Annotated in this window: 25 protein-coding genes and 4 pseudogenes; 14 read left to right on the top strand and 15 right to left on the bottom strand. The window is 52.7% G+C overall.

What is annotated here, in order from left to right:
- Positions 1 to 238: 238 nt before the first annotated feature.
- Both F8N80_RS14235 and F8N80_RS14240 read right to left on the bottom strand, forming a co-directional pair.
- Positions 239 to 988 (bottom strand): sulfite exporter TauE/SafE family protein, encoded by a 750-nt coding sequence (locus F8N80_RS14235; protein ID WP_150784068.1) that lies wholly within the window; start codon positions 986 to 988, stop codon positions 239 to 241.
- A gap of 123 nt (positions 989 to 1,111) precedes the next feature.
- Positions 1,112 to 1,807 (bottom strand): RraA family protein, encoded by a 696-nt coding sequence (locus F8N80_RS14240; protein WP_150784069.1) that lies wholly within the window; start codon positions 1,805 to 1,807, stop codon positions 1,112 to 1,114.
- A 240-nt stretch (positions 1,808 to 2,047) separates the two neighbouring features.
- On the opposite strand from F8N80_RS14240, the pseudogene F8N80_RS32165 reads away from it, so the two are divergent.
- Positions 2,048 to 2,281, top strand: a pseudogene (locus F8N80_RS32165) (hypothetical protein); the annotation flags it as partial.
- A 189-nt stretch (positions 2,282 to 2,470) separates the two neighbouring features.
- Here the strand turns inward: F8N80_RS32165 and F8N80_RS14250 are convergent.
- The 4 genes and pseudogenes from F8N80_RS14250 to F8N80_RS14265 all read right to left on the bottom strand — a co-directional run bounded on the left by F8N80_RS14250 (position 2,471) and on the right by F8N80_RS14265 (position 4,341).
- On the bottom strand, positions 2,471 to 2,689 hold the full coding sequence (locus F8N80_RS14250; protein ID WP_224790679.1) for an AbrB/MazE/SpoVT family DNA-binding domain-containing protein: 219 nt from the start codon (positions 2,687 to 2,689) through the stop codon (positions 2,471 to 2,473).
- Between the two features lie 77 nt (positions 2,690 to 2,766).
- Positions 2,767 to 3,048 carry a hypothetical protein gene (locus F8N80_RS14255; protein WP_064676392.1) on the bottom strand — a complete coding sequence of 94 codons (282 nt, stop codon included), beginning with the start codon at positions 3,046 to 3,048 and terminating at the stop codon, positions 2,767 to 2,769.
- Positions 3,049 to 3,308: 260 nt separating this feature from the next.
- Positions 3,309 to 3,767, bottom strand: a pseudogene (locus F8N80_RS31565) (DUF7693 family protein).
- Entirely contained in the window at positions 3,724 to 4,341 is a 618-nt protein-coding gene (locus F8N80_RS14265) for a 3'-5' exonuclease (RefSeq protein WP_150784072.1), read from the bottom strand. Before F8N80_RS14265 ends, F8N80_RS31565 begins: the two are co-directional and overlap by 44 nt.
- 253 nt (positions 4,342 to 4,594) lie before the next feature.
- On the opposite strand from F8N80_RS14265, the gene F8N80_RS14270 reads away from it, so the two are divergent.
- The gene (locus F8N80_RS14270) at positions 4,595 to 4,825 is read left to right on the top strand and encodes an AbrB/MazE/SpoVT family DNA-binding domain-containing protein (RefSeq protein WP_150784073.1); all 231 of its coding nucleotides are present in this window, start codon (positions 4,595 to 4,597) and stop codon (positions 4,823 to 4,825) included.
- Between the two features lie 134 nt (positions 4,826 to 4,959).
- Here F8N80_RS14270 and F8N80_RS14275 read toward each other — a convergent pair whose 3' ends face one another.
- From F8N80_RS14275 to F8N80_RS14285, 3 genes and pseudogenes are all read right to left on the bottom strand, one after another.
- Positions 4,960 to 5,202 carry an AbrB/MazE/SpoVT family DNA-binding domain-containing protein gene (locus F8N80_RS14275; RefSeq protein ID WP_150784074.1) on the bottom strand — a complete coding sequence of 81 codons (243 nt, stop codon included), beginning with the start codon at positions 5,200 to 5,202 and terminating at the stop codon, positions 4,960 to 4,962.
- A gap of 641 nt (positions 5,203 to 5,843) precedes the next feature.
- A pseudogene (locus tag F8N80_RS14280) lies at positions 5,844 to 5,984 on the bottom strand (glycerate kinase); the annotation flags it as partial.
- A gap of 161 nt (positions 5,985 to 6,145) precedes the next feature.
- Positions 6,146 to 7,267: a sugar diacid recognition domain-containing protein gene (locus tag F8N80_RS14285; protein WP_150784075.1), complete on the bottom strand. Its 1,122-nt coding sequence runs from the start codon at positions 7,265 to 7,267 to the stop codon at positions 6,146 to 6,148.
- Positions 7,268 to 7,436: 169 nt separating this feature from the next.
- Here F8N80_RS14285 and F8N80_RS14290 point away from each other — a divergent pair, with 169 nt between their 5' ends.
- Positions 7,437 to 8,747: an MFS transporter gene (locus tag F8N80_RS14290; protein ID WP_150784076.1), complete on the top strand. Its 1,311-nt coding sequence runs from the start codon at positions 7,437 to 7,439 to the stop codon at positions 8,745 to 8,747.
- 476 nt (positions 8,748 to 9,223) lie between these two features.
- Positions 9,224 to 9,544, top strand: a complete 321-nt coding sequence (locus tag F8N80_RS14295; protein WP_150784077.1) for a hypothetical protein — start codon at positions 9,224 to 9,226, stop codon at positions 9,542 to 9,544.
- A 269-nt stretch (positions 9,545 to 9,813) separates the two neighbouring features.
- Here F8N80_RS14295 and F8N80_RS14300 read toward each other — a convergent pair whose 3' ends face one another.
- The 3 genes from F8N80_RS14300 to F8N80_RS14310 all read right to left on the bottom strand — a co-directional run bounded on the left by F8N80_RS14300 (position 9,814) and on the right by F8N80_RS14310 (position 11,104).
- Positions 9,814 to 10,347, bottom strand: a complete 534-nt coding sequence (locus F8N80_RS14300; RefSeq protein WP_318185860.1) for an SH3 domain-containing protein — start codon at positions 10,345 to 10,347, stop codon at positions 9,814 to 9,816.
- A 58-nt stretch (positions 10,348 to 10,405) separates the two neighbouring features.
- The gene (locus tag F8N80_RS14305; RefSeq protein ID WP_150784079.1) at positions 10,406 to 10,669 is read right to left on the bottom strand and encodes a hypothetical protein; all 264 of its coding nucleotides are present in this window, start codon (positions 10,667 to 10,669) and stop codon (positions 10,406 to 10,408) included.
- A gap of 273 nt (positions 10,670 to 10,942) precedes the next feature.
- Complete coding sequence (locus F8N80_RS14310; protein ID WP_150784080.1) at positions 10,943 to 11,104, bottom strand: type II toxin-antitoxin system CcdA family antitoxin; 162 nt, start codon at positions 11,102 to 11,104, stop codon at positions 10,943 to 10,945.
- A gap of 372 nt (positions 11,105 to 11,476) precedes the next feature.
- On the opposite strand from F8N80_RS14310, the gene F8N80_RS14315 reads away from it, so the two are divergent.
- From F8N80_RS14315 to F8N80_RS31570, 5 genes and pseudogenes are all read left to right on the top strand, one after another.
- Entirely contained in the window at positions 11,477 to 11,908 is a 432-nt protein-coding gene (locus tag F8N80_RS14315; protein WP_440131187.1) for a LexA family protein, read from the top strand.
- Positions 11,895 to 13,268 carry a translesion error-prone DNA polymerase V subunit UmuC gene (umuC, locus tag F8N80_RS14320; RefSeq protein WP_224790680.1) on the top strand — a complete coding sequence of 458 codons (1,374 nt, stop codon included), beginning with the start codon at positions 11,895 to 11,897 and terminating at the stop codon, positions 13,266 to 13,268. Before F8N80_RS14315 ends, umuC begins: the two co-directional genes overlap by 14 nt.
- A 160-nt stretch (positions 13,269 to 13,428) precedes the next feature.
- Positions 13,429 to 13,782: a hypothetical protein gene (locus F8N80_RS14325; protein WP_150784082.1), complete on the top strand. Its 354-nt coding sequence runs from the start codon at positions 13,429 to 13,431 to the stop codon at positions 13,780 to 13,782.
- Entirely contained in the window at positions 13,763 to 16,003 is a 2,241-nt protein-coding gene (locus tag F8N80_RS31190) for a hypothetical protein (protein ID WP_191632925.1), read from the top strand. Before F8N80_RS14325 ends, F8N80_RS31190 begins: the two co-directional genes overlap by 20 nt.
- A 166-nt stretch (positions 16,004 to 16,169) precedes the next feature.
- Positions 16,170 to 16,527 (top strand): annotated as a pseudogene (locus F8N80_RS31570) (histone-like nucleoid-structuring protein, MvaT/MvaU family).
- A 169-nt stretch (positions 16,528 to 16,696) separates the two neighbouring features.
- Here F8N80_RS31570 and F8N80_RS14340 read toward each other — a convergent pair.
- Positions 16,697 to 17,623, bottom strand: a complete 927-nt coding sequence (locus F8N80_RS14340; RefSeq protein ID WP_191632926.1) for an alpha/beta hydrolase — start codon at positions 17,621 to 17,623, stop codon at positions 16,697 to 16,699.
- Positions 17,624 to 17,746: 123 nt separating this feature from the next.
- Between F8N80_RS14340 and F8N80_RS14345 the strand changes: the two genes are divergently transcribed.
- From F8N80_RS14345 to F8N80_RS14370, 5 genes are all read left to right on the top strand, one after another.
- A complete protein-coding gene (locus F8N80_RS14345) occupies positions 17,747 to 18,685 on the top strand; it encodes a LysR family transcriptional regulator (RefSeq protein ID WP_150784084.1) in 939 nt (312 codons plus the stop codon).
- A gap of 654 nt (positions 18,686 to 19,339) precedes the next feature.
- Positions 19,340 to 20,110 carry an SDR family oxidoreductase gene (locus F8N80_RS14355; protein ID WP_150784086.1) on the top strand — a complete coding sequence of 257 codons (771 nt, stop codon included), beginning with the start codon at positions 19,340 to 19,342 and terminating at the stop codon, positions 20,108 to 20,110.
- A gap of 78 nt (positions 20,111 to 20,188) precedes the next feature.
- Positions 20,189 to 21,280, top strand: a complete 1,092-nt coding sequence (locus F8N80_RS14360) for a glycerol dehydrogenase (RefSeq protein WP_224790681.1) — start codon at positions 20,189 to 20,191, stop codon at positions 21,278 to 21,280.
- Between the two features lie 47 nt (positions 21,281 to 21,327).
- On the top strand, positions 21,328 to 22,290 hold the full coding sequence (locus F8N80_RS14365; RefSeq protein WP_027620510.1) for a cyclase family protein: 963 nt from the start codon (positions 21,328 to 21,330) through the stop codon (positions 22,288 to 22,290).
- Positions 22,291 to 22,451: 161 nt separating this feature from the next.
- A complete protein-coding gene (locus F8N80_RS14370; RefSeq protein ID WP_007913182.1) occupies positions 22,452 to 23,468 on the top strand; it encodes a LacI family DNA-binding transcriptional regulator in 1,017 nt (338 codons plus the stop codon).
- 194 nt (positions 23,469 to 23,662) lie between these two features.
- On the opposite strand, the gene F8N80_RS14375 is transcribed toward F8N80_RS14370, so the two are convergent.
- The gene (locus tag F8N80_RS14375; RefSeq protein WP_191632927.1) at positions 23,663 to 24,433 is read right to left on the bottom strand and encodes a nuclear transport factor 2 family protein; all 771 of its coding nucleotides are present in this window, start codon (positions 24,431 to 24,433) and stop codon (positions 23,663 to 23,665) included.
- Positions 24,430 to 25,434 (bottom strand): LLM class oxidoreductase, encoded by a 1,005-nt coding sequence (locus F8N80_RS14380; protein WP_150784088.1) that lies wholly within the window; start codon positions 25,432 to 25,434, stop codon positions 24,430 to 24,432. The genes F8N80_RS14375 and F8N80_RS14380 overlap by 4 nt, the downstream gene beginning before the upstream one ends.
- Between the last annotated feature and the right edge of the window lie 208 nt (positions 25,435 to 25,642).

The raw sequence follows: 25,642 nt of genomic DNA on the forward strand, positions 1-25,642 counted from the left end.
AAGCACGTGGCCCTGGTCATCCAGAGAGCAAACGGTGTGGCTATCGATGTGTTTCTGGTAGAGCGTTCGAGGCGTATTCATGGCTGATTCTTTCTCTGTCTTATTCGAGATCACGGGTACAACATGCTTACAGCATATTGATCCCCGATCACGCATCAAGAGCGTGAAAGTGAACGCGTTCAGCACGAATTGTGAATAATCGAAGTGGCGCGTTCTCAGTATGATTGCTCTATTCGCCTCAAGCTTTAGAGATCATCAAGGCAGCACTCACCATAAGAAACAGACAAAACCAAGTGCGTAGTGACCTTTCGGGTAAAGCGTGGGCGAGCTTCACTCCCCAGCTGACACTTAGCAGGCCACCTACCGCCATGGGCAGGCCAAGATGCCATTGGACATGGTCGTGGAGCGCATAGGTCAGCAGTGTTACACCCGTACTCGGAACGGCCAGTGCCAGCGATAACCCCTGAGCGACTACTTGGGTTGTACCGAAGACGGTGGATAAAACGGGGGTGGCCAATACCGATGCTCCCAACCCGAAAATCCCGCCCAAGATCCCGGAGCCCGATCCCAAGACCATTAACCATGGCCATGGATGTCGCAGCTCTTTGCTTGGCGGCGGTTTGGGTAAGTACATCTGTAAATAGCTGTAGGCCGAAAGCAGCATCATGAAGACCGCAAAACCTATGCGCATCGCATCGGGATCCAAGCCTACGGCAATGATCGATCCTATCCAGGCGAAGACAAACCCTGCTGCCGCTAATGGCGCCGCATGACGCAGTAAAATTCGTGTTCGTTGGTGGTACCGCCACAGCGCGAGCATCACGTTGGGCACGACCATAACGAGCGTCGTCCCCTGAGCTAGCTGTTGATCCATCCCGAACATCAACACCAAAGCCGGGATTGCAATGAGTCCACCACCGATCCCGAATATCCCTCCGAGCGTACCCATTGCAGCACCCAGCAGCAGGTACATAGCCCAATCGATCATATGAGGCTGCCCGCCTTTAGCTTATGAGTTAGAGGGTTGATAGAGACTCGCGCGCATTGCATCGCGCTAACAAAGAAGTAAATTGAGTACCGCTCGTGGGGATGAGTCGGCGAGCCTGAGAAGTTAAAGCGGACAGCCCTTTGCCCGCAAAATAGCGTCGAAGCGATTCGGGTCTAGTGTGCCGGCTTCAATAGCCTTCAATGTTGCCTGCTCGCGTGCAAGCAAATCGTGGCAACGCACAAGCAATTCAGGCAGCTCTGAACGGGCGGCAGCAACTACACCATCGCCGTCGCCGATCATCAAATCACCAGGTGTGACCAGCATTCCAGCGCAGGAGATCGGGACATTGATTTCTCCTCCACCATCGGTGCTTGGCCCTCGATGCACCCCGCCGATAGCGTAGGCTGGCAACTCGCCGGTCTGCCACTCATCGAGATCGCGCAGAGCGCCATTGATTACCACGCCAACGATCCCGGCCTTTAGCGCCATAGCTCGCATGATGCCCCCGAAGACGGCTCGCGTGAGGTCTGCACTACCGTCAATCACGAGGACATCGCCAGGACGTGCCATCTGCATCGCTTTTAGGATCATCAGATTATCGCCAGGTCTGACTCTTACCGTCAGGGCGCTGCCAAGCATTGGCGCATTTCCGTGAAACGAACGTAATCCTAATCCACCGACATTGCGTCCAAGGCAATCACTGACAGCCGCAGCAGGGATTTTGCTGAATTCTTTGAGCCATTTTTGATCCAGAGGTTCTACGTTTGGATTGATCAGGTAGCCAGCAGGCCATTGGCCCGAAGATACAACATTAAACATAAAACCCTCGCTGCCAGGCCGCACTGGCTATTGTTGGGGAAATTCGCGGCCACGAGCGTAATTACGTTGCTAGCTTCAAACAATGGCGATTCAGTGATCAAACACTTCACGAATCGTGGCGTATTCACGGGCTTAAGTTTTCTTCCGCTCCGATACTTGAAGAAGGGCTGCGGTGGTCTACCCATCGTGGCGTGCGACAATCGATGTCACGCAGAATCTTGCGGAAGCGGAGTACTACAGATGGTCTTTGCCTTCACCCTTAAATACCAACTTACGTCTGACGAGAGCGATATGGACTCGCTTGTGGAACGCTTGGCTGAAGAAGGCTGCGATGATGCATTGGTCGGAATCGGACAACCAGATCGCCTGGCATTGGAGTTTGTCCGTGAAGCTCCCTCTGCGGATGACGCAATCGAGGGTGCCATAGAAGACGTGCGCCGAGCCGTACCTAACGCACGCTTGATCGGGGCAGCTCTCGCTCCAGCCTGACTGCAGGCGCCATACATTGCGCGGGTGGTTCATGTGAGATTCGATAGACGAGATGTTGGGCTGCGGAGCTTAAGATATTTTGCTATCGCTCCTTCGGGCTTAAGCCCGGCTCGACCCCAAGTCTTCTCATACCCTGGTCGAGTCACGGAAGCGCATCACGGCGACCTATTTTTTCTAGGCGTTGCCAAGCTGTCCGCTATCCCAGGCCTCGGTGAGCTCGTCTATTCGATCCGCAATCTGAGGCGTTTTTGATAGGACTAGGCAGCGCGTGTTGCCGATAAATTCTTCAATCAGATACACGGCGTCGCCGACATCGAGTTCCAGTTCCTGCAACGCCTCATCAGGAATTCGAATCGCACCGTCACCATCCCATTCTTCGATGATGATTTTCATAGGTGGCTTTTTCACGTGTGGTCTCCGTTGCTATGAGCAGGCAAGCCGTTCCCGTCTTTAGATTCTCAGTGGCACGTTTACAGATCAGGATAATCATCAAGCTTAAGGCTAGGAGCGCCTCCGTCCTCCGGTTCGCGCTTAGGCGTATGTATGACTCCAGCTTCAGCATCAGCACGCATCTGCTCGAGCTCTTTGTGAAATGCCTTGTCTTGAACCGTGGGTTTGCTGGTGTACGGTTTTCGGTCAGGTACAGGCTGGGCTGCATAAGTCGTTACCGCGTCTGGGTCGTGTTGCAGCTTCTCTTGAACTTGCGATTCCAGCATTGCACGGAGCGCGTCTTTGTCGGGACGATTCAGCAATTTGTTTATCCTATTCGGAAGCCAAGCACTAACTATTCGATTGGTACATTGAGCAGTTGGTGAGGGCAGGGCCGTTTATATTTGTGGTCACATCGCAGATTGGCAGTTGCCCGGATTGCAGGTTAAAAATCCTGGTAAGCCTACCAAGCCTTGGCGGCAACCGCCTGTGATGAAAATGATGTCATAGCTACGGTCTTGGATGCAGTTTTCGAGATAACTGAAGTGACCAAACCCTCACCTGCCTTTTTTTGCATGGAGGTTCAGAGGGCAGTGAGCAATCTTTCGAGCTGTTCTCGCTCCCAGGCGCTCAATAGCTCGATGGGATCGGCGCCGTCGCGCTGTCAGAGTTCAAGTGTACCGACTCGGCCATCAGGCGACCTGCAGTACTCGCAGTAATCCAGGGTGTCACAGTCATTGAAGAGTGTGAGCTGCCAGCCATCAATCTCCACAGGCATGAGGCCGTAGTAAATCTCATTCCATGATTGAATCGAGCTTCGCATCATGAAGCGTTTGCCGAGCGCGATGTCCGTCAGCACCTGGCAGACCTCGAGGGCGGGGAGAGGAGAGGTTGTGTTCAAATCATTCTGCGCTCGAGTCATCGCTTGCCCGGCTAAGCGGTGGTGTGCAGTGAATGGAGAGATCGCTCCTTCGGGCCAATGGGCCCGGCTCACATAATCAGCCGAGCATCTCCTTGATGATAGATGCAACGTTCTTGGCATCGTCGATTCCTCGGTGATATGTACCCTGCCAAACTAGGCCCATGGCCTCTACCGTTTGCTTAAGACCCTTCTGTTGGATGTCGTATAGGCCGGCATGCCATTTCCTGGCATTGAAATGTGGCACGCCTTCGAGAAGGGAAGGGCAGGCAGCAAAGCCAGCATCGCGCTCAAGCTGTCTCGCATCGTAGTCACCCCATGACGCCCAGGCAGCGTTTGGATACCGCGCAACAAATATCCGTAGCTCTTCGCCAACCCTTTGATAGGTACGGGCACCGTCCACGTCGGCTTGTTGAATGGAGGTAAGTTTTATGCAGAAGTCGGTCAGGGTAGGGTGGATTTGAGGTCGGACGAAACGCTGGAATTCATCGACGATCTCAAGCGATTCCAGGTCGACAACTACCAGGCCAATCTCTATCGTTTCCATCTGTTCGGGGGTGACTATTAGCGGTCTTGTTGACTCCGACTCGTCCACCTCATCGCAGGTTGCCTCAAGGTCTACGCAATACAGATAGTGGTATGGCGCGAGCAAGTTATGGATTGCTTGAAGGTGAAGGAGCTTTGCTTCAATGCTCATGGCAAGGATGTCCTAACTTTGATCTGTCCAAGATACATCGACACGTGTATACAGCCACGTTCTGACTGAGTTGTAAGAGGCATGCTGCTTTTGTTCAGGCGTAGAGGCTAGGCGATTTGTTGGGCTTCGGAACTAGCTTCAGTGGCTATCGTTCCTTCGGGCTTAAGCTCGGCTCGACCTCACGTTTTCACGTTATGTGGCCTACCGCACCGCTCGGCTATCATTTAAGTGCCCAATCGCGAAGGTATCCCTCATGGCTACTGCCACTGTGAATTCTAAAGGCCAAATCACCATCCCTGTCCAGGTAAGGGCTGCTCTAGGCCTGCAACCAGGAGATGAGGTCGAATTCGTCAATCTGGAGAGTGGCCAGTTCGCCATGGTGGCAGCAGTGTATTCCGTTGAGCGACTGAAGGGCATGATTCGCAAACCGAAGGTCATCGTGAGCATTGATGACATGAACGCAGTTTTTTCGCCGAAGGAGTAAATGCTCGTCGATAGCGTTTACTAAGAAGAAAGGCTGGCTAAGGTTTCTCTCGTGCTTCGTTCCAAGGCGGCTTCTGAGATGGGTTGTTGCTATCGCGTGTTCGGGTCTAAGACCCGGCTCGTCGAGTCACTGCTTTATTTCACCTCGGCGTTACCAGGCTGTCCACTACTCCAGGCTTCAGTGAGCTCGTCTATTCGATCAGCGATTTGAGGCTTTTTCGATAGGACAAGGCAGCGCGTATTGCCGAAAAACTCCTCGATCAAATACAGCGAGTCGCCAACATCGAGTTCCAGTTCCTGCAGCGCCTCATCGGGAATTCGAATCGCACCGTCACCATCCCATTCTTCGATCCTGATTTTCATAGGTGGCTTTTTCACGTGTGGTCTCCATTGCTTTGAGTCGGCAATGGTAACGTGCTTTTGCGTCCAGGCTTATAGGGCCGCGAGCAAAAGTTTGAGCTGTTCTCGCTCCCAGGCACTTAAAGGTAGACAGCCAATGCGATACCGCTGAGTTTGCTTCACCCACTAGCAAATGCCGTGAACTCTGAGAGGGCTGATTTGCCCATCGACCTCGCTCGCCCCAAGTTACAAACCAGGGCGGCATCAACTCGACACCCTCAAGGCACTATAGTCAACAGGTCACTTCGTGATGATCAGGCATCATATCAAGGGCGCCACTCATGATTGATATGGCAGCAGCTGCAATGCACGTTTAGACCCCTGACTGTGTAGGATTCATTCTGAACTGATGAAATCTGCGGGATAGGCTGCGGTATCGAGACACTATTTTGTATGCTCGTTCTGATGGTTTTTTGAGTAGCTTCAATTGAACCCACCCAGTCCCGACCATTCTCATAGGGAATGAATCCCAGTCTTATCGCCAATGCTGAGGCGTTGGAGTTGGCCCATTCGATAGCCAGATCGCATATCCCGTGAGTCGATTTCATGATGTCAAACCAGTGCATGCGTTCGGCCAACACACCTTCCTGACCCCGACGCCAAAGGGATGCTGTCCTCCTAATTTGTTGCGCACCCGCGTCGAGGGCCTCGCCAATCAAATGGCCGGTACCATAGGTGCTACTGGTACAGGCATCGCGCTGGCCGACCGCAACCAATTGCAATCCACTGGCCTCGGCCATTTCAATGATCGAGTGTGACTCATTGTCACAAACGCAAAGATCAAAGATCAAAGATCAAAGCCTGCGGCAGCTCTACGGGATCACGTGTATGTGGAATTTCACGGTTGTACTCGGTCGGCGTAGGAACTTGCGAAGGCTCGGGCCGCGTTCGGACGATCTTTTGATCTTCACGATGTTACTTCCTACGAGGGAGCGTCAGTCTGCGGCAACAGCTGCACACCCAGGAACAGCGCCAGCATTCCATCGAGCCGCAACGGATCGACTCCGCTCAGTTCGGCAATGCGCTCCATCCGGTAGCGCAGACTGTTGCGGTGTATTCCCAATGCCTCGGCACAGGCCTGGCTCTGGCCGTCGTGTTCACACCAGCTGCGCAGGGTCGCGATCAACTGGCCGTTGTTTTCCTTGGCGATGACCTTGCGCAACGGGTTGAGCAATTCATCGATAGCATCATCGTTTCGATGACGCCAGAGCATCACCGGCAGGCGATAACGGTTCAGGATCAGCAAACGATTCTGCGGCAAGACATCACGGCCGTAGGCCAGCAAGTCGGTGACTCGCCGGTAACAGCGCCGCAACCCCTGCAGACCTTCCGCCTGACCGCCCACGGCAATCCGCAGAATACTCCAGCCCTGACCGTCGAGTTTTTCCAGCAGTCGTTCATTTTCTATCGACTGGGTCGTCGCACGACACCACAGCAATGACGACCTGGCCGAACTCATGCACCAGCTGTCCGGATAACGTGAAACCAACCAGGCACTCAAGGCTTCAACCGACTGCCCGGGGCCATGCTCCACCCCCAGTTCGAATAGATAAGGAATGCGCGGCAGTTGAGGCTTGAGTCCCAATTGCTGAGCTTCGTCAATCAAACGCGGCGAATCACCGGCCTCGCTGAGCAACAGGGCCAGCAGGGCATCGCAACGCTGGCGCCGCCATTGCTGTTCGTCCTGCTGGTTACGCTGGCCCAACAGCATTTCGGCAGTCATGCGTACCAGCTCGGCGTAGGTTCGCAGTTGCTCCGGTTCACCGGTGATGCCCAGCACCCCGATCAGTCGCTGGTCGAGGAACAGGGGCAGATTGATCCCAGGCTGCACGCCTTTTAGGTGTTTGGCGGTCTGCGTATCGATTTCCACCACGCGACCATTCGCAAGAACAAGCTGTGCACCTTCGTGACGGGTGTTGACCCGCTCCGGCTCGCCACTACCGAGGATCAGGCCCTGGCTGTCCATGACATTGACGTTGTAGGGCAGGATGGCCATTGCGCGGTCGACGATGTCCTGCGCCAGGTCATGATCCAGTTCGAACATAGCGGCGAGATCCTTGAAGGCAGTTGCTTGTGGGGTGTTCAGCGGCACAGGCCGAGCATCCAAACCCTGTGCGCAGGCACAAAGACAGGAACCCTGGGGTGACCGAGACTCTGGGTGCGGTCAACGTTACCCTCGTATCGCAAAAAATCATAATAAAGAGAGAGCCGTCATGTCACAGAGCGCCCCCGCCACCCTGGCCACAGCTGACGATAAAAATGCCGTCTACAAGCGTATTACCCTGCGCCTGATTCCCTTCATTTTCATCTGCTACTTGTTCAACTACCTCGACCGGGTCAACGTTGGATTTGCCAAGCTGCAGATGCTCGATGCCCTGAAGTTCAGCGAAACCGTGTACGGCCTCGGGGCCGGGATCTTTTTTATCGGTTACGTGCTGTGTGGCGTACCGAGCAACCTGGCGTTGACCCGGTTCGGCCCCCGGCGCTGGATTGCGCTGATGATGATCACCTGGGGCATCCTCTCGACCTGCCTGCTGTTCGTCACCACCCCAATCGAGTTCTACACCTTGCGCCTGTTCACCGGTGCGGCTGAAGCCGGGTTCTTCCCCGGTGTGGTGCTGTACCTCTCGCAGTGGTTCCCGACCTTCCGTCGTGGCCGCATCATGGCGTTGTTCATGTCGGCGATCCCGGTTTCAGGCCTGCTCGGTGGCCCGTTCTCCGGCTGGATTCTCACCCATTTCGCTGCGGGCCAGGGCGGCCTGGCCGGCTGGCAGTGGATGTTCCTGCTGCAAGGCATCCCGACGGTGATTCTCGGCGCGCTGGCGTTTTTCCTGCTCAGCGACAGTTATGCCAACGCCAAGTGGCTGAGCCCTTACGAGCGCTCGGTGCTTGAAACCGATCACGCAGAAGACCTGTCCCACAAGCCGAAAACCACGACCGATTCGCTGTTGGCAGTGTTCAAGAACCCGACGATCTGGGCGTTTGGGCTGATTTACTTCTGCATCCAGAGTGGCGTCTACGCGATCAACTTCTGGCTGCCGTCGATCATCAAGAACCTGGGCTTCAGCGACAACCTGGTAATCGGCTGGATCAGTGCGATTCCCTATCTGCTGGCCGCACTGTTCATGTTGATGGTCGGCCGCTCCGCCGACCTATGCAAAGAGCGTCGCTGGCATTTGGTGGTTCCGATGCTGATGGGCGCGGTCGGCCTGCTGATTGCGGTCAATTTTGCCGCCTATCCGGCCATCGCCATCCTTGGGCTGACCATTGCCACCATGGGTGCCCTCACCGGTCTGCCAATGTTCTGGCCGGTGCCTACGGCAATGCTAAGCGCTGGTGCGGCCGCCGGTGGCCTGGCGCTGATCAACTCCATGGGCCAGATGGCCGGCTTTCTCAGCCCGTACCTGATCGGCTGGGTCAAGGACAGCACCGGCTCTACCGATGTCGCGTTGTACCTGCTGGCTGGGGTGATTATCGCGGGTAGCCTGTTGGCGCTACGCATGACGCGTACATTGCGGGTGTAACAAAGCTAGAAGATCAAAGGGTGCAGCCTGCGGCAGCTCATACACCGACCCTGTACATCCGTGAATTTCCGGATGTACATCAGTCCTTTGCAGGAGTTGCCGCAGGCTGCGATCTTTTCCCACGGGTAACGCGAATCGCAAGCCGGCAGCATTGAGAGGGAACGCAGAACGGTGTAATAAAGAACCGGGACAGATTGATTTTAACCAGCGACAAAATGTCGATCAGAGAAGCAAAGACCTCTGCCCACCCGTCTCTATTCATGAGGGATGCGGTTTCGTCGAGAATCTCGGCAGGAGGGAGAGTGATACTGAAGGTTTCGTCAGCAGAAACATTTATGAGCTCGCGAGGTACAATACAACCAGCTTGTAGCGACGTTTCTGTTGGCCCTCCAGTCTGTACTGACCTCACTGAAGAGCGGTGCCTCAGACCCTGTATAGCCTTAGAATATATCTGTACCGTTTCTTGAGATTCCCACATGAGTAACACACTTACGGAAGAAGAGATGCGCCGTGCCCTGTTCGGTGCATCAGATCCTGCTCAACCTATCACCGAGCCAAAGGCCATTGTGCAGCCACCTTTGGCTAGCCCGTCGGCCCCCAAGAAAGCGTCCAGCAGGCCAACGTCTCCTAAGCTGAGGGTTACGCTGCATGTGACCCGGGAGTTCGAGGGGGAGGGAGAGATCTTCACTTATGATGCCAATACACTGAGCACACTTGTGGCTGAGCAAGAAGCGAAAAATGCAGCCAAGAAGAAAAAATTCAGATATTTCGACGTCGTCTCGATCAACCCCATCTGATGGCTGTGTTAATCGTTTTGGCCTCCAAACCGGAAATACGTCAGCCAGACTGACTCGTCTTGGCCTATGGGCTAGCCTGCTTCGTGCAGCAGTATCACATGGTAAGCGGTCTCTTGATGTGTCCAGCCCTCAAGCTCTAGTTAGATCGACTCCTCAGGGCTTCCGGTATCCGCCTCAATGGCTAGCAAAATCTCGCGTACCACATCCTTTTCAAGCTACATCGCACGATCCCATTGGTTTATAGATGACTCCATACACAACTGATCGATTCAGACGCCGTAGCGCTTGTTTCCACCGGAAGTGATGCAGTACCGACCGCCTCTCGGCCCGATACAAATATTTCCAGAAGAACAAGGACAGGAGGATCCGTACTCGGGAGTCTGCCTGCGGGCCGGCTGTAATGGTGGAGGCGAGGGTTTTGGTTGTGAAGCGACGTAGCAGTTTGACCCGCTGCAAAGGCTTTTGGATGAAAGCCATTTTGCGGGTTTGCCGTCGATGCTTATACGCACCCAATCATTTCGCTTTTCGAAGACCTGAACCCTGTCCCCACGCTTCAGCTTGGAGATGACTTTTCCGCCTGGTTGATCCCTGATGTTGAGCTTGTCCGCGCTCACGTACTGGTCAATTGGCGAGACCGACGCTGGGGAAGAAGGGGAGGGAGTTGAAACTAAAGAGGTTGGTATGCTCTGAGGGCTTGGCTGGGTTGGTGCAGGAGGGGTGTCTTTTTTACCCATGGCCCATAGAACGACGCCAAGAATTAGTAGCGGGACAAACCATGACTGAGATTTTTTGCGCATATCCATCGCTCTAGTTCAGCAAGCAATACGAAGGTTATCTTCCTAGACAACCCGGCTTCATCGGCTACTGCGAGCTTAGCCAAGCTTCCATTTTTTGCAGCCTACCTAGCTCGTAAAGCTTGGGTTTTCCCAAATACAACATCGCAAGCAACTGCTGTCTTTCGGCTTCAGAAGGAAACCACTCATCGATCTCAACATTGCAGCGCCGGGCCTCGCTCAGTGTCCACTTGATGACCATGTCGGAAGCTGCTCTGTAGTGATCCGCCATGAAGAGTCCGTTGCCTTCCACAATCCGTGTACGCCCACCAGAATGTGGCGTGCGCTTCATGGCCGAAGCAACCACCGGAATTTGGTGAGCGGCCCAGTTCGCGTGGTCTGCAGCCGACCGGATCGAATATCGGGGGTTTTATCTCTCAAGATATCGACACAGGGCACCGGAATTCTTTGTACGCCGACCGGAATTTGGTGAGCGCTTTCTGGGCGAAGCAACCACCGGAATTTGGTGTGCGGCCCGGTTTACGAGGCCTGCAGCCGACCGATATTGAATATCGGGGGGGTTTATCTCTTAGCCTCCAGCAGCATCTCTCCTTCGTCTCTGCACTCACCAACTCCGTATGTTGTCGCTGAACACTCCGTGAGCTTTCACATGTTCGTTGTAGGCATTAACGGCTTCGCTGTTCTCTGCCAGCCATTGCTCGCACTGTTTCCTACTCAGTGCCTCAGCCAAAGCCTGCTCCAATTGAAATCCTTCGTGAGTTTGCATGGTCTTGTCCCCTCAACCGCGATACCCAAGTTTACCCTTAAGCAAGCACCCCATTTCAAGGCGGCTAATAGAACCGTTCATGATTGGAACATTCCAACTCGCACGGCTAGCCGCTTACGCGAAGAAGCGACTGCATCAGCGGATGTCGGCTGGTACATCGACCGTACCACTTTGCTCAGATTGATCAGAAGATCATCCAATCCGGGATACGAAGGCAGCTGAGAGACAGCATCTCCATGAAAACCGCAACGCCTTCGAGCTGAACAAAACACCCGCAGATCTCTACCCCTTGTCGACTGCCTTGACTCTTGATTTGACCGCAAACCCATTTCAGCGGTTTACTGTACGAACATACAGTATTCGGCGATTTGTATTATGGTCACCATCCTTGGGCCGCTATCCAGCAGCGGCGTTCAGCTTCCGTTTTATTCCTACCGTGTTCCTGCAGGCTTTCCGTCGCCAGCGGCGGATCACCTTGAACAAAAGGTCTCATTGGACGAGCTCCTGGATCTTCGCGCTCCTCACATGTATCTCGTGCGCATCGAAGGCGACAGCATGATTGGTGCCGGTATTTTTCCTGGTGATCTGGCCGTTGTCGACAGATCCATGGAAGCGGAGTCCGGCCATATCGTCATTGCCGCCGTGGATGCCGAGCCTGTCTGTAAGCGGCTGGTCAAGGAGTGCGGGCAGATCATTCTGAAGTCTGAGAACCCGAAATACCCTTCGCGGTACATGATGGATGGAGAAGAGCTGTTGGTCTGGGGCGTCGTGATGTACAGCGTGCGCAGCCATGAAAAAGCCTGAGCCGGCCTTCGCCCTAATCGACTGCAACAGCTTCTACGCATCCTGCGAACGTGTATTCAGACCCGATTTGCGCAACACCCCAATCGTCGTGCTCAGCAACAACGACGGGTGTGTGATTGCCCGGAGCTACGACGCCAAGCCATTCGTGAAAATGGGTGAGCCGTATTTTCAGATCAAGCACAAACTCAAGCAGCACGGCATCGTCGCGTTCTCGTCGAACTATGCGTTGTATGGCGACATGAGCCAGCGCGTGATGAGCGTGATCGAGTCCCTCGTGCCTGCGGTTGAGGTCTACAGCATTGATGAAGCCTTCGCTGATTTGGCTGGGGTGCCTGGTGATCTTGAAGCGCTTGGACGGCGGATCCGTGCCCAGGTTTATCGGAGCACTGGCATCCCAGTCGGTGTAGGTATCGGCGCCACGAAAACCTTGAGTAAGCTCGCTAATCACGCAGCGAAGAAATGGCAGGCACAGAGTGGTGGAGTGGTCGATCTTCGAGATCAAATCAAGCGCGATTGGGTGCTGAAGAAATGCTCGGTGTCAGACGTGTGGGGTGTAGGACGAAAGATGACTCTTCACCTCGAAGGCATGGGCATCAAGACAGCATGGGATCTTTCCAAAACCGAACCCTGGATGCTTCGCAAAAAATTCAGTGTGGTGATCGAGAAAACAGCGCGTGAGTTAGCCGGTACTCCGTGCCTTGAGCTCGATGAACCTGATCCACCCAAGCAAGAGGTTTGCTGCAGCCGGATGTTCGGAAAGCGTCTCGCAGAGATGGCACCAATCAAGGAGGCCGTGGCCACTTACATGATGCGAGCCACGGAGAAGCTCCGAGCCCAGCAGTCCCTTTGTAAGAAAATCAGGGTGAGTATCCGTACCGGCATGTTCAATCCGGAGGAGGCCAAGTACGCCAATGGTGTGTTGGTAGAATTGCCCTATCCAACGGATGACGTACGGTTGATGACAAAAGCTGCGGTGGAAGCAGTGGATCGGATCTACCGTCCTGGATTCAAGTACAGCAAAGCAGAGGTGCTCCTTATTAGCCTTTGCCAAAAAGGCGAGTACACCGAAGACCTTTTCTCCATCTCGCAGCCACTCGCAACGGAGAAAGTGATGAGCGTTTTGGATGCCATCAATGGTCGATGGGGCCGAGGCACCATGCGCTTGGCGAGTGTGCCGATCGATCCGGATTGGGGTATGCGAAGGGAGATGATGAGCCAGAGCTTTATAACGAGGGTGGATGAGCTTGGGACAACTGCTACCAACCAAGCCAGTGAGCGTGCCTCCGCCTTTCTCATCCTGAGAGTGTTCGCCGCCACCGCATCAAACTACACAGCGAAAAAGCAGACCTTAAATAAGTGAGCTAGTCTCTGATTCAAGGACGAAATGGCATTGCTGTAAAAATAGGTAGGTTGCTCATGAGTCAAATGAACAAGCGTTATTAAGTTTGTCGATTAAAGGCAGCCAATGGATTTTATCTATTCTAATGCTTGCGGCTTACAGGCGTTTGTCGGGAGGTCATATGAACAGCACAACCTTAAAGGTTAATTTTATTGGCGATGAGTTATTGGGAAAAAACTTACTTGCTGAAAGCTTAATGCGATTTTTAGAGGATGAGGTTGCTGGTGTTAATCCACATATTCAAAGAGAGAGTGGTAACACCATGGATATGGGTGCCACTCTTGCAATAATCTTAGGTTCAGCATCAATTACTGCTATAGCCAAAGGTATCGGGAATTGGATAAGAAAAAATAATGAGGCTTCAATAATATTGACGATGGGAGATCGAACTCTCGACGTGAAAAATGTTAGAGCTAGTGACATACAGCAGATAATTTATGCGTTTATGTCAGAAAATGAAAAATTTAAAGGTTGATGCTGCAATATTTTTAGGTGCGAGTTCTTATCCAAAAGCACCGCACCTTAATGATGGAGGAAGCTCTTTCAAAAGCGCGCACTATCGCTTGAAAGTTGAATTGATGAAATCGCTTGTAGATGAAAGTATGGTTTTGGATCTATTTGACTCAATCTGGTCAGCAAGCGATCAATATGAGAAGATTGAAGAGTTTTTGTTGGCTTCAATATCATCGCAGCCATCAATAAAAAATCTTTTTATTTTCTACATAGGTCATGGAGGGGTTAGTGATTCCGGTCAGGAGTATTTTTTAACAATCAGAGATACGAGACGGTCATCATTGTACCAGTCGAGTTTACTCGCAAAAGTGGTTGCTAGCTTGCTGCGAAAGAACGCGAGGGAGTTAAGGCGCTTTATCTTTTTGGACTCTTGTTTCTCTGCGGCTGCCATTTCTGCCTTTCAGGGCGCGGAACAAAGTGTTGTCAAAGAGAAATTGTCTGAAATACGATGGGATACGCCTAACACAGTGGCCGGTGGTACAGCAATTATTTGTGCAGCGGCTAAAGGGGATGCGGCAAAATACTTACCAGATGGAACCATGTTTTCAAATGCGCTTTTAAGTGCGCTGACTCGTGGGGATACTAATAAGGGTGAGTTTTTAACTTTTGAGGATATTTATGAGGTTGTTAGGTTTAATATAGAAATTGAGCATCCGGATGATGGTGTGCTGCCAGAACTACACACTCCAGATCAAAAACATGGCCTTATTCATAGATTGAATATATTTAGAAATCCGTGCTGGGTAGCTAATTCTGAGCATTCAAAAGGAAATGATTTTAACGACATAGCCTCCGCACATGCTGGAGGTGCTCTGGATCTTGAAGTAAGCGATCCCAGTGAAGCTAATGACGACGGCTCGAAAGTAGATGTAAATGTTGGTGCTCCTACCGAATTGGCCGATGCTGTGCCTGAGGTGAAGCAATCACTTTTTGAAAAAACTGTCGCTAGGTTTAAAATTAAGTATGCGGTAGTATTAATAGTTAATGCTGCATTAGTGGTTAGTATTTACTTTACATTTCCCTCCGTGGCGGAGTTTTTTTCAGCGGGTAAAAAGACGCAAGGAGAGGTTGAGAAGCCTATCGATACTCCTCCTGCAGCTCCATCAGAAGCGCCTGCGCCTGCGCCTGCTCCTGCTCCTGCTCCTGCTCCTGCTTTGGCTAAAAAAGTCTTCATTGATGTAGATCCAAAGGATGCAAAGATAGAAGTGGTGGGGGAGAAGCTATATGACGCAGGGATGGAGCTTTTACCAGGTAACTATAATTTACGTATTTCCCGTCCAGGCTATGTAATCTCTAATGAGAAACTGCAGGTCGGAGGTGATGCGGATAGCGTTCATAACAATTACTCACTTAAATTTAGAGAATTTAAGGAGGTTAGGAGAGTTTCTGGGGCTGGGTTTGGTTGGCACAATGTCGCGGTATCTTTCCCTCGTATGGAGCTGATCGCGTGCAAGAGATCAAGCGAGCTGTATGTCAAAGATGTAGAAGTTTATGATCTCTCAACGTTAAAAAAGAAAAAAGATATAAATTCGGATTATTGTGCAGGGGTATATGCAATTGATGACGGGGATTGGTTTTATCAGTGGAGATTAGGTGATGATTGGGCTGTTGTTAACGCTAATTCAGGGGCATTAATTGAATTTAAATTTCAAGGTGATAACGATGGTGTAAACACACCTCAGGTTGTGACAAAAAAGAACAAGGCTTACCTTGAGAGGTTAAAGTGCAAGTCCGAAAGTTCAGTTTCTAAATTTGTTTATTCAGGTTGTAACATTTCTTTGAAGTACGGCCCTCCAATGGCGGGTGGTCAGTTGCGGCAGAGAACCAACGAATGGTTTTTTAACGAGAATAGAATGTGTTGGGGGGTTTTTAATGGTAAAACTTACTGTGCTGACGCTTCAGGATTTAATTTGAAAATTGATGCAGGGATAATGCTAAAAGGACATGCATGGGATATAACTGATGTCGACTGGATGGATGATGAAAAAACAATCGTAACATCAAGTCGGGATGGGACGATTAGACTGTGGGATAAAAGCAGTGGCAAGCAGTTAGCTGTGCTTCAGTGGTTGCCGGAAGCAAGAGAGGTTTTTACATTTACAAGTGACAGTGGTGATGATTTTATATTAGGCAGATCTAGCAATTTCTTCGTTTTATGGAAGCGTGAATCTGAGGGCTCATAAAAGTGAATGCTTTTATTTTGAGCCTAAAACAAATTTCAGCACCGACTGAGAGGGGGCGCGGACGACTCTATAGTTGCGGGAAACAGTCTGGCGAAAATTCGATTGCTAATATTTGCGTAATCCTATTTATAATATATTTTTAGGCACTAAAAAAAAGAGATTTCCTATGTCCAAACTCCCCGAATTTTGCCAGCTTCAAGGCGCTTAGCCGAACAGCTTATTGAGCTTGAAGCAATGAACGGTAGCCTCCAACAGGAAATTGATTTCGAAAAGAAGCACCGTGCCTTGCTTGCCGAATATGGCTGTAGCCTGAGAATGTGGTCAGCCTCCTTGATCCACAAACGTCCCGTCATGCACCGACTGTTGACGTAAAATCTAGCACTCGCAAGCTGCGCCAGTTGAATATCTATAAAAACGCAGAGTCTCGTGAAGTCGTCGAAACCAAAGGCGGCAACCACAAGACTCTGAAAGAATGGAAAGCGAAATTCGGTTCTGACACGGTGGAGTCCTGGCTCGCCAAGTGAGGTTGGTTTGAGTACAAAAGGGCCCCTAGGGGCCCTTTCTGCTATCTGAAACTGATTAAGGTAGGTCAGATATTCTCACTGTGAATTTGCGCCTGCATCGGTCTGGCTATTTGATCAATAAGCGTCACAGCTGCGGGAGCTGGAAAACTCCTGCAGTTTGAGTTTCGACTCAGCGGTTGGCGTCGGCCAGACCCATCTCAATGAAGCGTACTGAGTTTTCCATCGCCTGCTGACCTTCTGGCAGCATGTTGGCGTAGAAGTGCCAGGCGTGGAACATCGCAGGCCATACTTCCAGGTTGACGCGAACGCGGTTATCAGCCAAGTGAGTTGCAAGACGCATCGCGTCACTCAACATCAACTCGTTCTCGCCGATCTGCACCAAAATTGGCGGAAGACCAGTGACGTCCGCGAACACAGGAGAGGCCAGAGGATGATTGGCCAATGTGTCGCCCAAGAACGCTCTGGCCAGGATATCCAGCACAGGCTTGGAGTTCAGAGGATCCAGACCTTCACGATTGCTCATGGAAGCACCGGTGTGTTCAAGGTTTGCCCATGGCGAAATGGAGGAGCCAACCGCAGGCAATGGAAGTCCTTTGGATTTTGCCGCAACCATCACGCTGACAACCATCGCGCCGCCAGCTGACTCGCCAGAGAATGCAATCTTGTTAGCTGGGATTTTCTGCTCAAGCAACCACTCGTAGGCGCGCAATGTGTCGTCAATGGAAGCTGGGAACTTATGCTCAGGGGCAAGGCGGTAGTCCGGCATGTACACACGAGCGCCGAGCATTTTTGCGTAGTTACCGCCGATGCCGTGGTAGCCGTCTGGACGGCCAACAATGTACGCCCCGCCGTGTATGTACATCACGACTGCGTCGGTTTTGATCTCGTCGGGAGTGACCAGTGTGCCCGGTACGCCGCCCATATCGACCGCTTCGAATTTGACGCCAGCAGGCGCTGGATTTTGCGCGAGCATTTTTGCGTAGGAGTCGCGGATGTCGCTCATTTTTGTGGTGGTATCAATTCCCTTAAGAACGGGTACCAGATCGCTAAGGCTGTTGGCCCAGGTTTGGACGGCTGCTTGTACTTTAGTGTTCATAATGACCTCAATTGATCGTTGGGCAATGGATTAGCTAATTGAGATACTATGCTTAGTATTGGGGAATATGGTTCCCCATAACAGGTGCCAAACCGCCCGAACGTTGAGACTCCTGAGGCCCCCATGGAACTCCATAACCTGAACGATATCGCAGCGTTTGTAAGCTCGGTAAACGCTGGAAGCTTCACTGCGGCTGCAAAGCAACTTGGCCTTACTCGCTCGGCGGTGGGGAAGTCGGTAGTCAGGCTCGAGGCTCGTTTACAGGTACGTCTACTAAATCGCACCACGCGTAGTTTGAGCATGACGGATGACGGCCAGGTTCTTTATGAGCGCTGTGTGGGCGTTCTTCAGGATCTGGACGACGTGGAGGATGCCCTTGCGTTTCGTCGTTCGACACCCAGTGGCCGGCTGCGGATGAGCCTGCCGGTTGCGTTGGGCAGACTTCATGTCCTTCAGCACATTGAGTGCTGTCTTAAGGATTGGCCCTCCCTGAGCGTGGATATCACCTTTTCTGACAGGCTGGTCGATCTGATCGATGAGGGATTTGATTTGGCCATGCGCATCGGGCCACCTAAGGAAGACTCTCGGTTGCTCACGCGTACCGTGGCCTACCAACAAATGATTACCTGCGCTTCACCCAAGTATCTGGCTGAGCATGCCGAGCCTAAAACGCCTGAGGATTTATCCGAGCACCAGTGCCTGCATTTCGTGAGCGGTGGGAGATTGCTTCCTTGGAATTTTCGAGTGAATGGGAGCTCCGTGCCCGTTACTCATGGTGGAAGGCTACAGATGGACAGTGCTGAGTCATTACACCAGTCAGCTGTCGCTGGCCTGGGCATCGCGACTCTTCCTTCCTACGTGGTGAACGACGATTTGAGGAGCGGCAAGCTTGTTCAATTGCTCGCTGGGTATGCAGAGGCCGCAGAGCCTATTCGGGTGATCTACCCTAGCAAGCGGCACCTATCTCCAAAAATTCGACTCTTCATCGATAAGCTCGTGGAGGCTTGGTCACCATGCCCACCATGGGAGCAGCATTCTGCGGAAGGCATTCACTCTGCCTGACCCGTGAGCGAAGCCCGCGCGGCTAATCAATACCTAGTATATGCATCACGCATTCATCTCACTTGAGCATCGACTTCCAGGCGTGGGCACTGCGCCCGTATTCCGTGCATCTGCCAAAGGAGCCAGTGCCTCAGAGGCTTAGTGCGCCGGTGTTTTCCACATCCTCAATATGATTGGTGAAGATGCTCATGACTGCGTTTCGTAGGAGCTACTGGCGCTCCTTGCGGGGGAAGTGACCGTGCAGACGCTTGACAGCGGTCAAATATCCTAATAAAAATGAAGCGCTTCATAAATATCTCTTTCGAGAATAAATACAAAAAATAGAGTCGTGAACAGATCACGGATTTTGTTGGCTTAGGGCCGCAGGCTGTGAGAATGAAACGATTCATATTTGCCGTTTTCCTAGGCAAGTCTGGAGATCATAATGGTCACTGCATCATTAGCCTTCGCTCGGTCAATCACGCCGGCAGCCCGCGCCACTCTCTTATCTAAAGTCACCGACCGCTCCGGCACGGGGGCACTGGCTTCGCCACGCAAATCTCCTAAAACCACCCGCCTACATGATTCCGAAATTTTCGGTCAGCCACTGCGGCATTGGACGCGTGTGAGCATCACCGCGTCTTGTTTCTGTTTTTTCAGCGCGGGGAATTTGGCATGACGAATCTTAGACATTCAGGACGCACAGTTCTCATTACCGGGGCGGGGGGAGGTATCGGTGCTGCGATCGCCCGGCTGTATTGCGAAGAGGGCGCGCGGGTTGCCTTGGTAGATTTCGACGAACAGTCAGTTTCCGAGCTTTCCCGGCAACTAATTGCTGCCGGACATGTGGTGGCCTGGGCGAAAGCTGACGTGTCAGATTTCGCTCAATGCAGTCGAGCCTGTGTTGAGCTTACCGAGCAGCTCGGCCCGATCGACACCTTGATTAACAATGCAGGTATCTCACCCAAACACGAGGGCGCACCAGCGCCGATTTGGGAAATGGATCCTCAGGAATGGGATCGCGTCGTTGGTATCAACCTGACAGGCTCATTCAACTTGGTCAGAGCTCTCGCACCAGCGATGGTCGAACGCCGTTTTGGAAGAATAGTGAACATGTCTTCCGTTGCTGGCAGCGCTTACCTCCCTATCGTCGCGGCGCATTACAGCGCCACGAAAGCCGCAGTTATCGGTTTCACCCGTCACCTGGCAGGTGAGCTCGGGCCCTATGGCATTACGGCAAACGCACTGGCTCCGGGACGCATCGAAACGCCGCTTCTTAAAACCGTTTCTGCGCAAGCGAACCAGGCAGTCGTTGATGAGACTCCGTTGGGCCGTCTTGGAACGCCAATTGAGGTAGCTAAAGCAGCATGCTTTTTGACTTCAAACGACAGCGACTTCATCACTGGCCAAGTCGTGGATGTGGCAGGTGGCTGGTTGATGCGCTGATCCAGCCGGGCTCGTATTCAACGTAACGATTTATCTCACGGTTTTTTTTAAGCAGCGGGTGGTGGCATGGTTCGAACAATGGGTTTTCCTGGCCGATACGAGCAAGGGCCTGGCGCGCTAAAACAGCTTGGCAGAATCCTTTCGGATATGGGGCAATCGCGCCCTTTGGTGTTATGCGACGAGTTTGTCTCGAGGCACTTATGGCCTGAAGTCGGGAATGCATTGTCCGAGCATGGCATCGAGGCGAGCAGTATCGTTTTTCCTGGTGAATGCACCAAAGCGGCAATTTCCTCCCTCTGTGAGCGATCAGCAGATTACGAGCCAGACACCATCATCGCTTTGGGTGGGGGAAAGACAATTGACACTGCTAAGGGGATGGCCGCCCAGCTCAACGTTCCGATCGTCGTATGCCCGACGATCGCATCGAGCGATGCCCCAACCAGCCGATTAATTGTGCTCTACGACGAAACGCATAAAGTCGTCGGTGTCGAGTACCTGAATATGAACCCTTCTGCAGTGGTCGTTGACACTGAAGTCATCGTCCGTGCGCCTGCAAGGTTTTTCGCCGCCGGTATCGGGGACGCCATAAGTAAAAAATTTGAGGCGCAACAATGTCAGTCTGCCGGAGGCAATAACTCTTTTGGTACTCCTGCGCTGAATACAGCGTTGCTGCTAACCGAAGCAGTGTTTACGACACTCATGACCTACGGATACAGCGCTTACCAAGCAGTATGCCGGCACGAAGTTAATGATGATGTCGAGCGGGTTGTTGAAGGAACCGTCCTTATCAGTGGCGTTGGGTTTGAGAGTGGCGGCTTGTCGCTAGCCCATGCGCTTGTGCGAGGTCTTACGGCAATTCCTGCGATTACTTCCATGCTGCATGGTGAGCTTGTCGCATTCGGGACGCTGGTGCAGATGTCCGTCGAAGAGCGCTCAGACTCAGAGATCCTAGAGGTCGCTCAGCTTCTGAATGATGTGAATCTTCCCGTTACCCTCTACGGCCTTGGCCAGACGTCTCCGTTTACCTCTGAGGAACTGGACATTGTCGTCCAGGCAACACTGGGTGCGGTGTACGCGAAAAATATGGCGCCAGCCCTTACGGCTGAACGACTCATCCGAGGACTCGCTCGTGCTGACGAGCTTGGACAACGATTTGAACGTTTCAACTAACCGCTAAATGCAGCACAGCTAATCCAAGAATAAAAGAGGCTCAGAAAATGACAGACAAGACCGTTCCGCACATTCATGACTTGCTCAAAGACTCCCCTAAGAACTGGGGGAAGTGGGGCCCGGATGATGAGGTAGGTTCACTCAACTACCTTACAGGTATCGAAGTGCTCCAAGGGGTCAAAGAGGTTAAGCAAGGCAAGACATTTACTTTGCAGGTGCGGATGGCTGATCCTGCAGGTGACCCGGTCTGGCCTGGCCGCTCCCAGTCAAAACGCATGAATATCATGGATCGTGGTCACTACAACTGTGGCAAAGGCCCACACTTTCCGGGTTCTTACGAGTTCGCCGACGACGTGATGTTTTTTCATCTTCAAGGGTCAACTCAGTACGACGCCCTTGGGCATGTCTGGTACGACGATCAGATTTGGAATGGCTACAGCGCCGATACCACTATCGGCTCCCTGGCCAAGGCGAGCGTTGCTCCATTGGGTGAAAAAGGCATCGTTGGCCGAGGCATTCTGATCGACATAGCGCGCCACCGTGGTAAAGACGTGCTGGATGCAGGTGAAACTTTCAACCATGAGGATCTAATGGCTGCGGCCCGGGCTCAAGGCGTCTCTATCAACAAGCGCGACATTCTCATCATCCGCACTGGATGGATTGGCTCGTTTTATAAACGCGACCCGGAAGAGTTCTACAAAGACTTTATCGAGCCAGGCCTGACCTACAGCCCTGAGCTGGTGAAGTGGTTTCAGGAGATGGAAATTCCGAACATTGTCACCGACACCATCGCTAACGAAGTCACCGTCGATCCCGTGTCAGGGGTTGCGTTGCCGTTGCACAACGCACTCATGAGGAACTTGGGCATCACTCTCACTGAGATCGCTCAGCTTGATCCTCTCGCTGAGGACTGCGCTGAGGACGGTCAGTGGACGTTCCTCTACACCGCAGCCCCTCTAAAGGTCGTTGGCGGAACCGGAGCTCCTGTGAATCCGATCGTCATTAAATAAGTGTCTTTGCCTGGGGGCAGCAGAAACGCTGTTCTCAGGTTCTTCCCTTCAATTAACGGCTCCCGAACGGCAGGCTGTTGGCTTATCATCCTCTGCGCAAATCGAGGGCGTTCTTCTGATCGTCCTGTCTCCGCGCTACGATTGAGGATGCTGAATCTCCAATGAAAAAAATCGAGAAACCGAAGCTCAAGGATGTGGCTGAATTGGCGGGCGTCTCGATGGGGAGTGCTTCAAGAGCATTGGCTGTCCCGCACTTAGTGAAACCTGCAACCCTGGCCAAAGTACAAGCAGCTGTTCAAGAGCTCGGGTACGTGCGAGACGGGGCCGCGCGTGCTTTGGCATCCAGGCGCACGCACAGCATCGGAGCCGTGTTTCCTACTTTTAACAACCCTGCGTTCGCTGAAGCTGTCCAGGCCCTCCAGTTAAGGCTAACGGAGCTTGGGTATCACCTAATCATTTCTTCCCATGAATACGACCAGGCGCAAGAACTGGTAAACGTAAGGAACATGATTGAGCGGGGCGTCGAAGGCCTACTGTTGGTGGGTACTGAACATAGTCCTGAAATTTATGAAGCACTAACTGCCGCCCAATGCCCATTCATTCTGATGTGGTCGCTAGATGGTGCTCACGACCATCACTGCGTGGGGTTCAGCAATGAGGAGGGTGGTCGATTGATAGCCAAGCACTTGCTTAGCCTTGGTCATCAAAGTATCGCCATGATCAGTGGAGTTGTTTCTAACAACGAACGAGCAAAATACCGTCTGAAAGGAATCACCGCTCAGCTACTCGAGTCAGGGATAGAGCTTTCAAGTGAACGGATTATTGAGCAGCCATTCACGATTGAGGGAGGGCGCGCCGGGCTGCGGATTGCTATGGAGCTTAACCCCAAGCCTACAGCCATTGTCTGCAGCACTGACCTCACCTGTATCGGAGCGTTGGCGGAAGCGCGCTCCAATGGGATCGACGTCCCCAAAGAACTATCAGTCAGCGGGTTCGATGATATCGAGTTCGCGGCTGCCTACGTGCCAGCCCTGACGACCGTCAGGGTGCCGACTTCGAAAATTGGTATCAGCAGCGCTAACAACATCGTTGCGCTGATCGAGGGGCGCCCACTTGCACGCCGCGAGCGCATACAAATCGAACTCGTCGTCCGAGATAGTACGGCGCCACGGCCCTAGAGCGTTTCCAGGAAGGGACTAAACTCTTGGTGCTTCATTGGCATTGAACCAGCCTGGGCGGTACTCGCTCCAGGTCAGTTGCCAGAATCCCTCATGCTTGCGACGAAGTCGCATCCGGTAATGCGCGCCATAGAGAGGCGTGCCATCTTGCGTGTGTGAGTTTCCAGGAATGACTCTGCCGACAATCATTTCCGCTACACCCTTTTCCTCGTCGGACTTGATCTCCAGCACGTCCGCGAAATGCTGCATCCACGGCCAGGGCCTGCGAAATTCTTGAAGGAGCCGATGATCGCGTGGCGCCCTTCAATAAGGCCCATCGGTTGGAAATCGCCAGCGGCGTCGTTGGTAAAGCAATGAGCAAGCAGCTGCATGTCAGCCTGATCCAGCGCCCATGAGTAACGAGCGTAGGTTTCAGCAATACATTCCGCACTGGTCACCGAAGCCGTTGAGTTAGGGAAAGCAAGCCATGGCGAATTCAGCTCGCTAACGATGGTCGGGGCTGGGTCGCCAATCCTCCATCCGTCGTCACCTGGTGGAAGCTGCCAGTGAATTGCAAGCGAGTAGTCCCCGGTTATCCAATTCAAGGCAATCAGCACGCTGTCGAGGCGCCAGGTGCCTGCTGTCTTTTTCATAGAGCCTGTGACAGTCATTCCAAATCCGAGAGTGGCCGACTTTGTGGCTTTGCTGATATGGCCATAGGCGTAGAAACTGAAATTGGCGTCGGTTTCTCCACCACCCACATAGTGATTGGTTGCCTTCACTGAAAAGCCATCAGCCTTGGCACGGTCTTGCTGGAAGGCTCTGACAATCTTGCCTCCACCCTCATGAGCGGACATGTGGCTTGTTACCAGCTGGCAATTGTCAGTGAACATATCCCCAGCAGATTCCCAATAACCGCTCTCCCAGGCTTCCAGAAAGGTGGCTATAACGCCCTTAATGTCGGTGCGATCACTTGAGCCGGTCACTGGGTCACCTGCGAGACAGGTTGGCCTATGGGAAAGTGTGGCAGGACATACTCAGCCATCTCCTCCAGGACATCAGCGGCTGGTCGCTGCAGAGGTTTGATATTCAGTGCGACGTGTGAAACACCTTCATCCTGTTGCCGTTTCCAGAGATCCACGAGAGCATTACGCCCGATCCTTATTCCGTTGTAGCCGCGTTCCAGCGGTGTGCTCGGATCCTTCGCCAGATCGAAAAACGTCGCGTAGCCGTATGGTTTTGCATTGCCGGTCTGACTGGCAGAACGGAACTCGCGGATGAGGCCGGGCAAACGATTGAAGTCGCTCAGATGCCAAATCCAGGCATCGGCATTATTGGCTATCCACTCAAGCGTCTGACGGGCCCGGCCCACGACAATCATTGGGAGTCGAGGGCCAACTGGCTTGGGTACCATGTCTAGCAAGCCTTCCAGCTGGCCGAAAAGTTTGGTTGAGACGCTTGGGAAGCTGTTTTCAGTGACTGTCTTAATCAGCTCGAAGCCTTCCCGGTATCGTTCTTCTCTCGCTTCGAAATCAATCCCGAATGCGGGATATTCAATCGGGCGATCTCCGCTGGAGAGCCCTAACAAGAATCGTCCACCGGTGAGCTGGTCAACCGACACAGATTGTTTAGCAACGATCAACGGCTCGCGCAGTGGAAGAACGATTCCTGTCGTTCCCAAAGCAATTTTTTTAGTTACGGCTGCCAAATATCCAAGGTAGACGAAGGGGTCGATCATCTGCCCGGTGTCACCAAAGCTTGGATCGTAGAAGGGCACGTCCCTCATCCATAAACTTGCAAAACCAGCCTCATCCGCGATTCGAGCAAGGCGCTGATGATCCTGCAAAGTAGGGAACGGCGAATTTGGGTAGCCTTCCAGAGGCATGATGTATCCGAAGGTGAGGCCTTCGGGCTGGAACACTCGCGAATAGGCCGGGTGAGCTGCAAGCTCGGGACTGAGCTCAAGGGAAGGGCTGAGAGAAGTCATTGCTAAACCTCATTATTTCAAGCCGATTACTACTGTGTAAGCGGCTTTCAGATGAACAGGTCTGCATGGTAGTGAAGGTATTGGGGAAAATGTGTCCCCTCTGATGGGGCGCGATCCACTGGTGGCCGCTATCCACTCAATGAAAAATCTGCTGGGTCAATCGCTTGAACTCGTGCGCAGTTGGCGTCTTAGATGAGTCGCGGCCTTC

Source organism: Pseudomonas fluorescens, from assembly GCF_902497995.1.
GTDB classification, from domain to species: domain Bacteria; phylum Pseudomonadota; class Gammaproteobacteria; order Pseudomonadales; family Pseudomonadaceae; genus Aquipseudomonas; species Aquipseudomonas fluorescens_BK.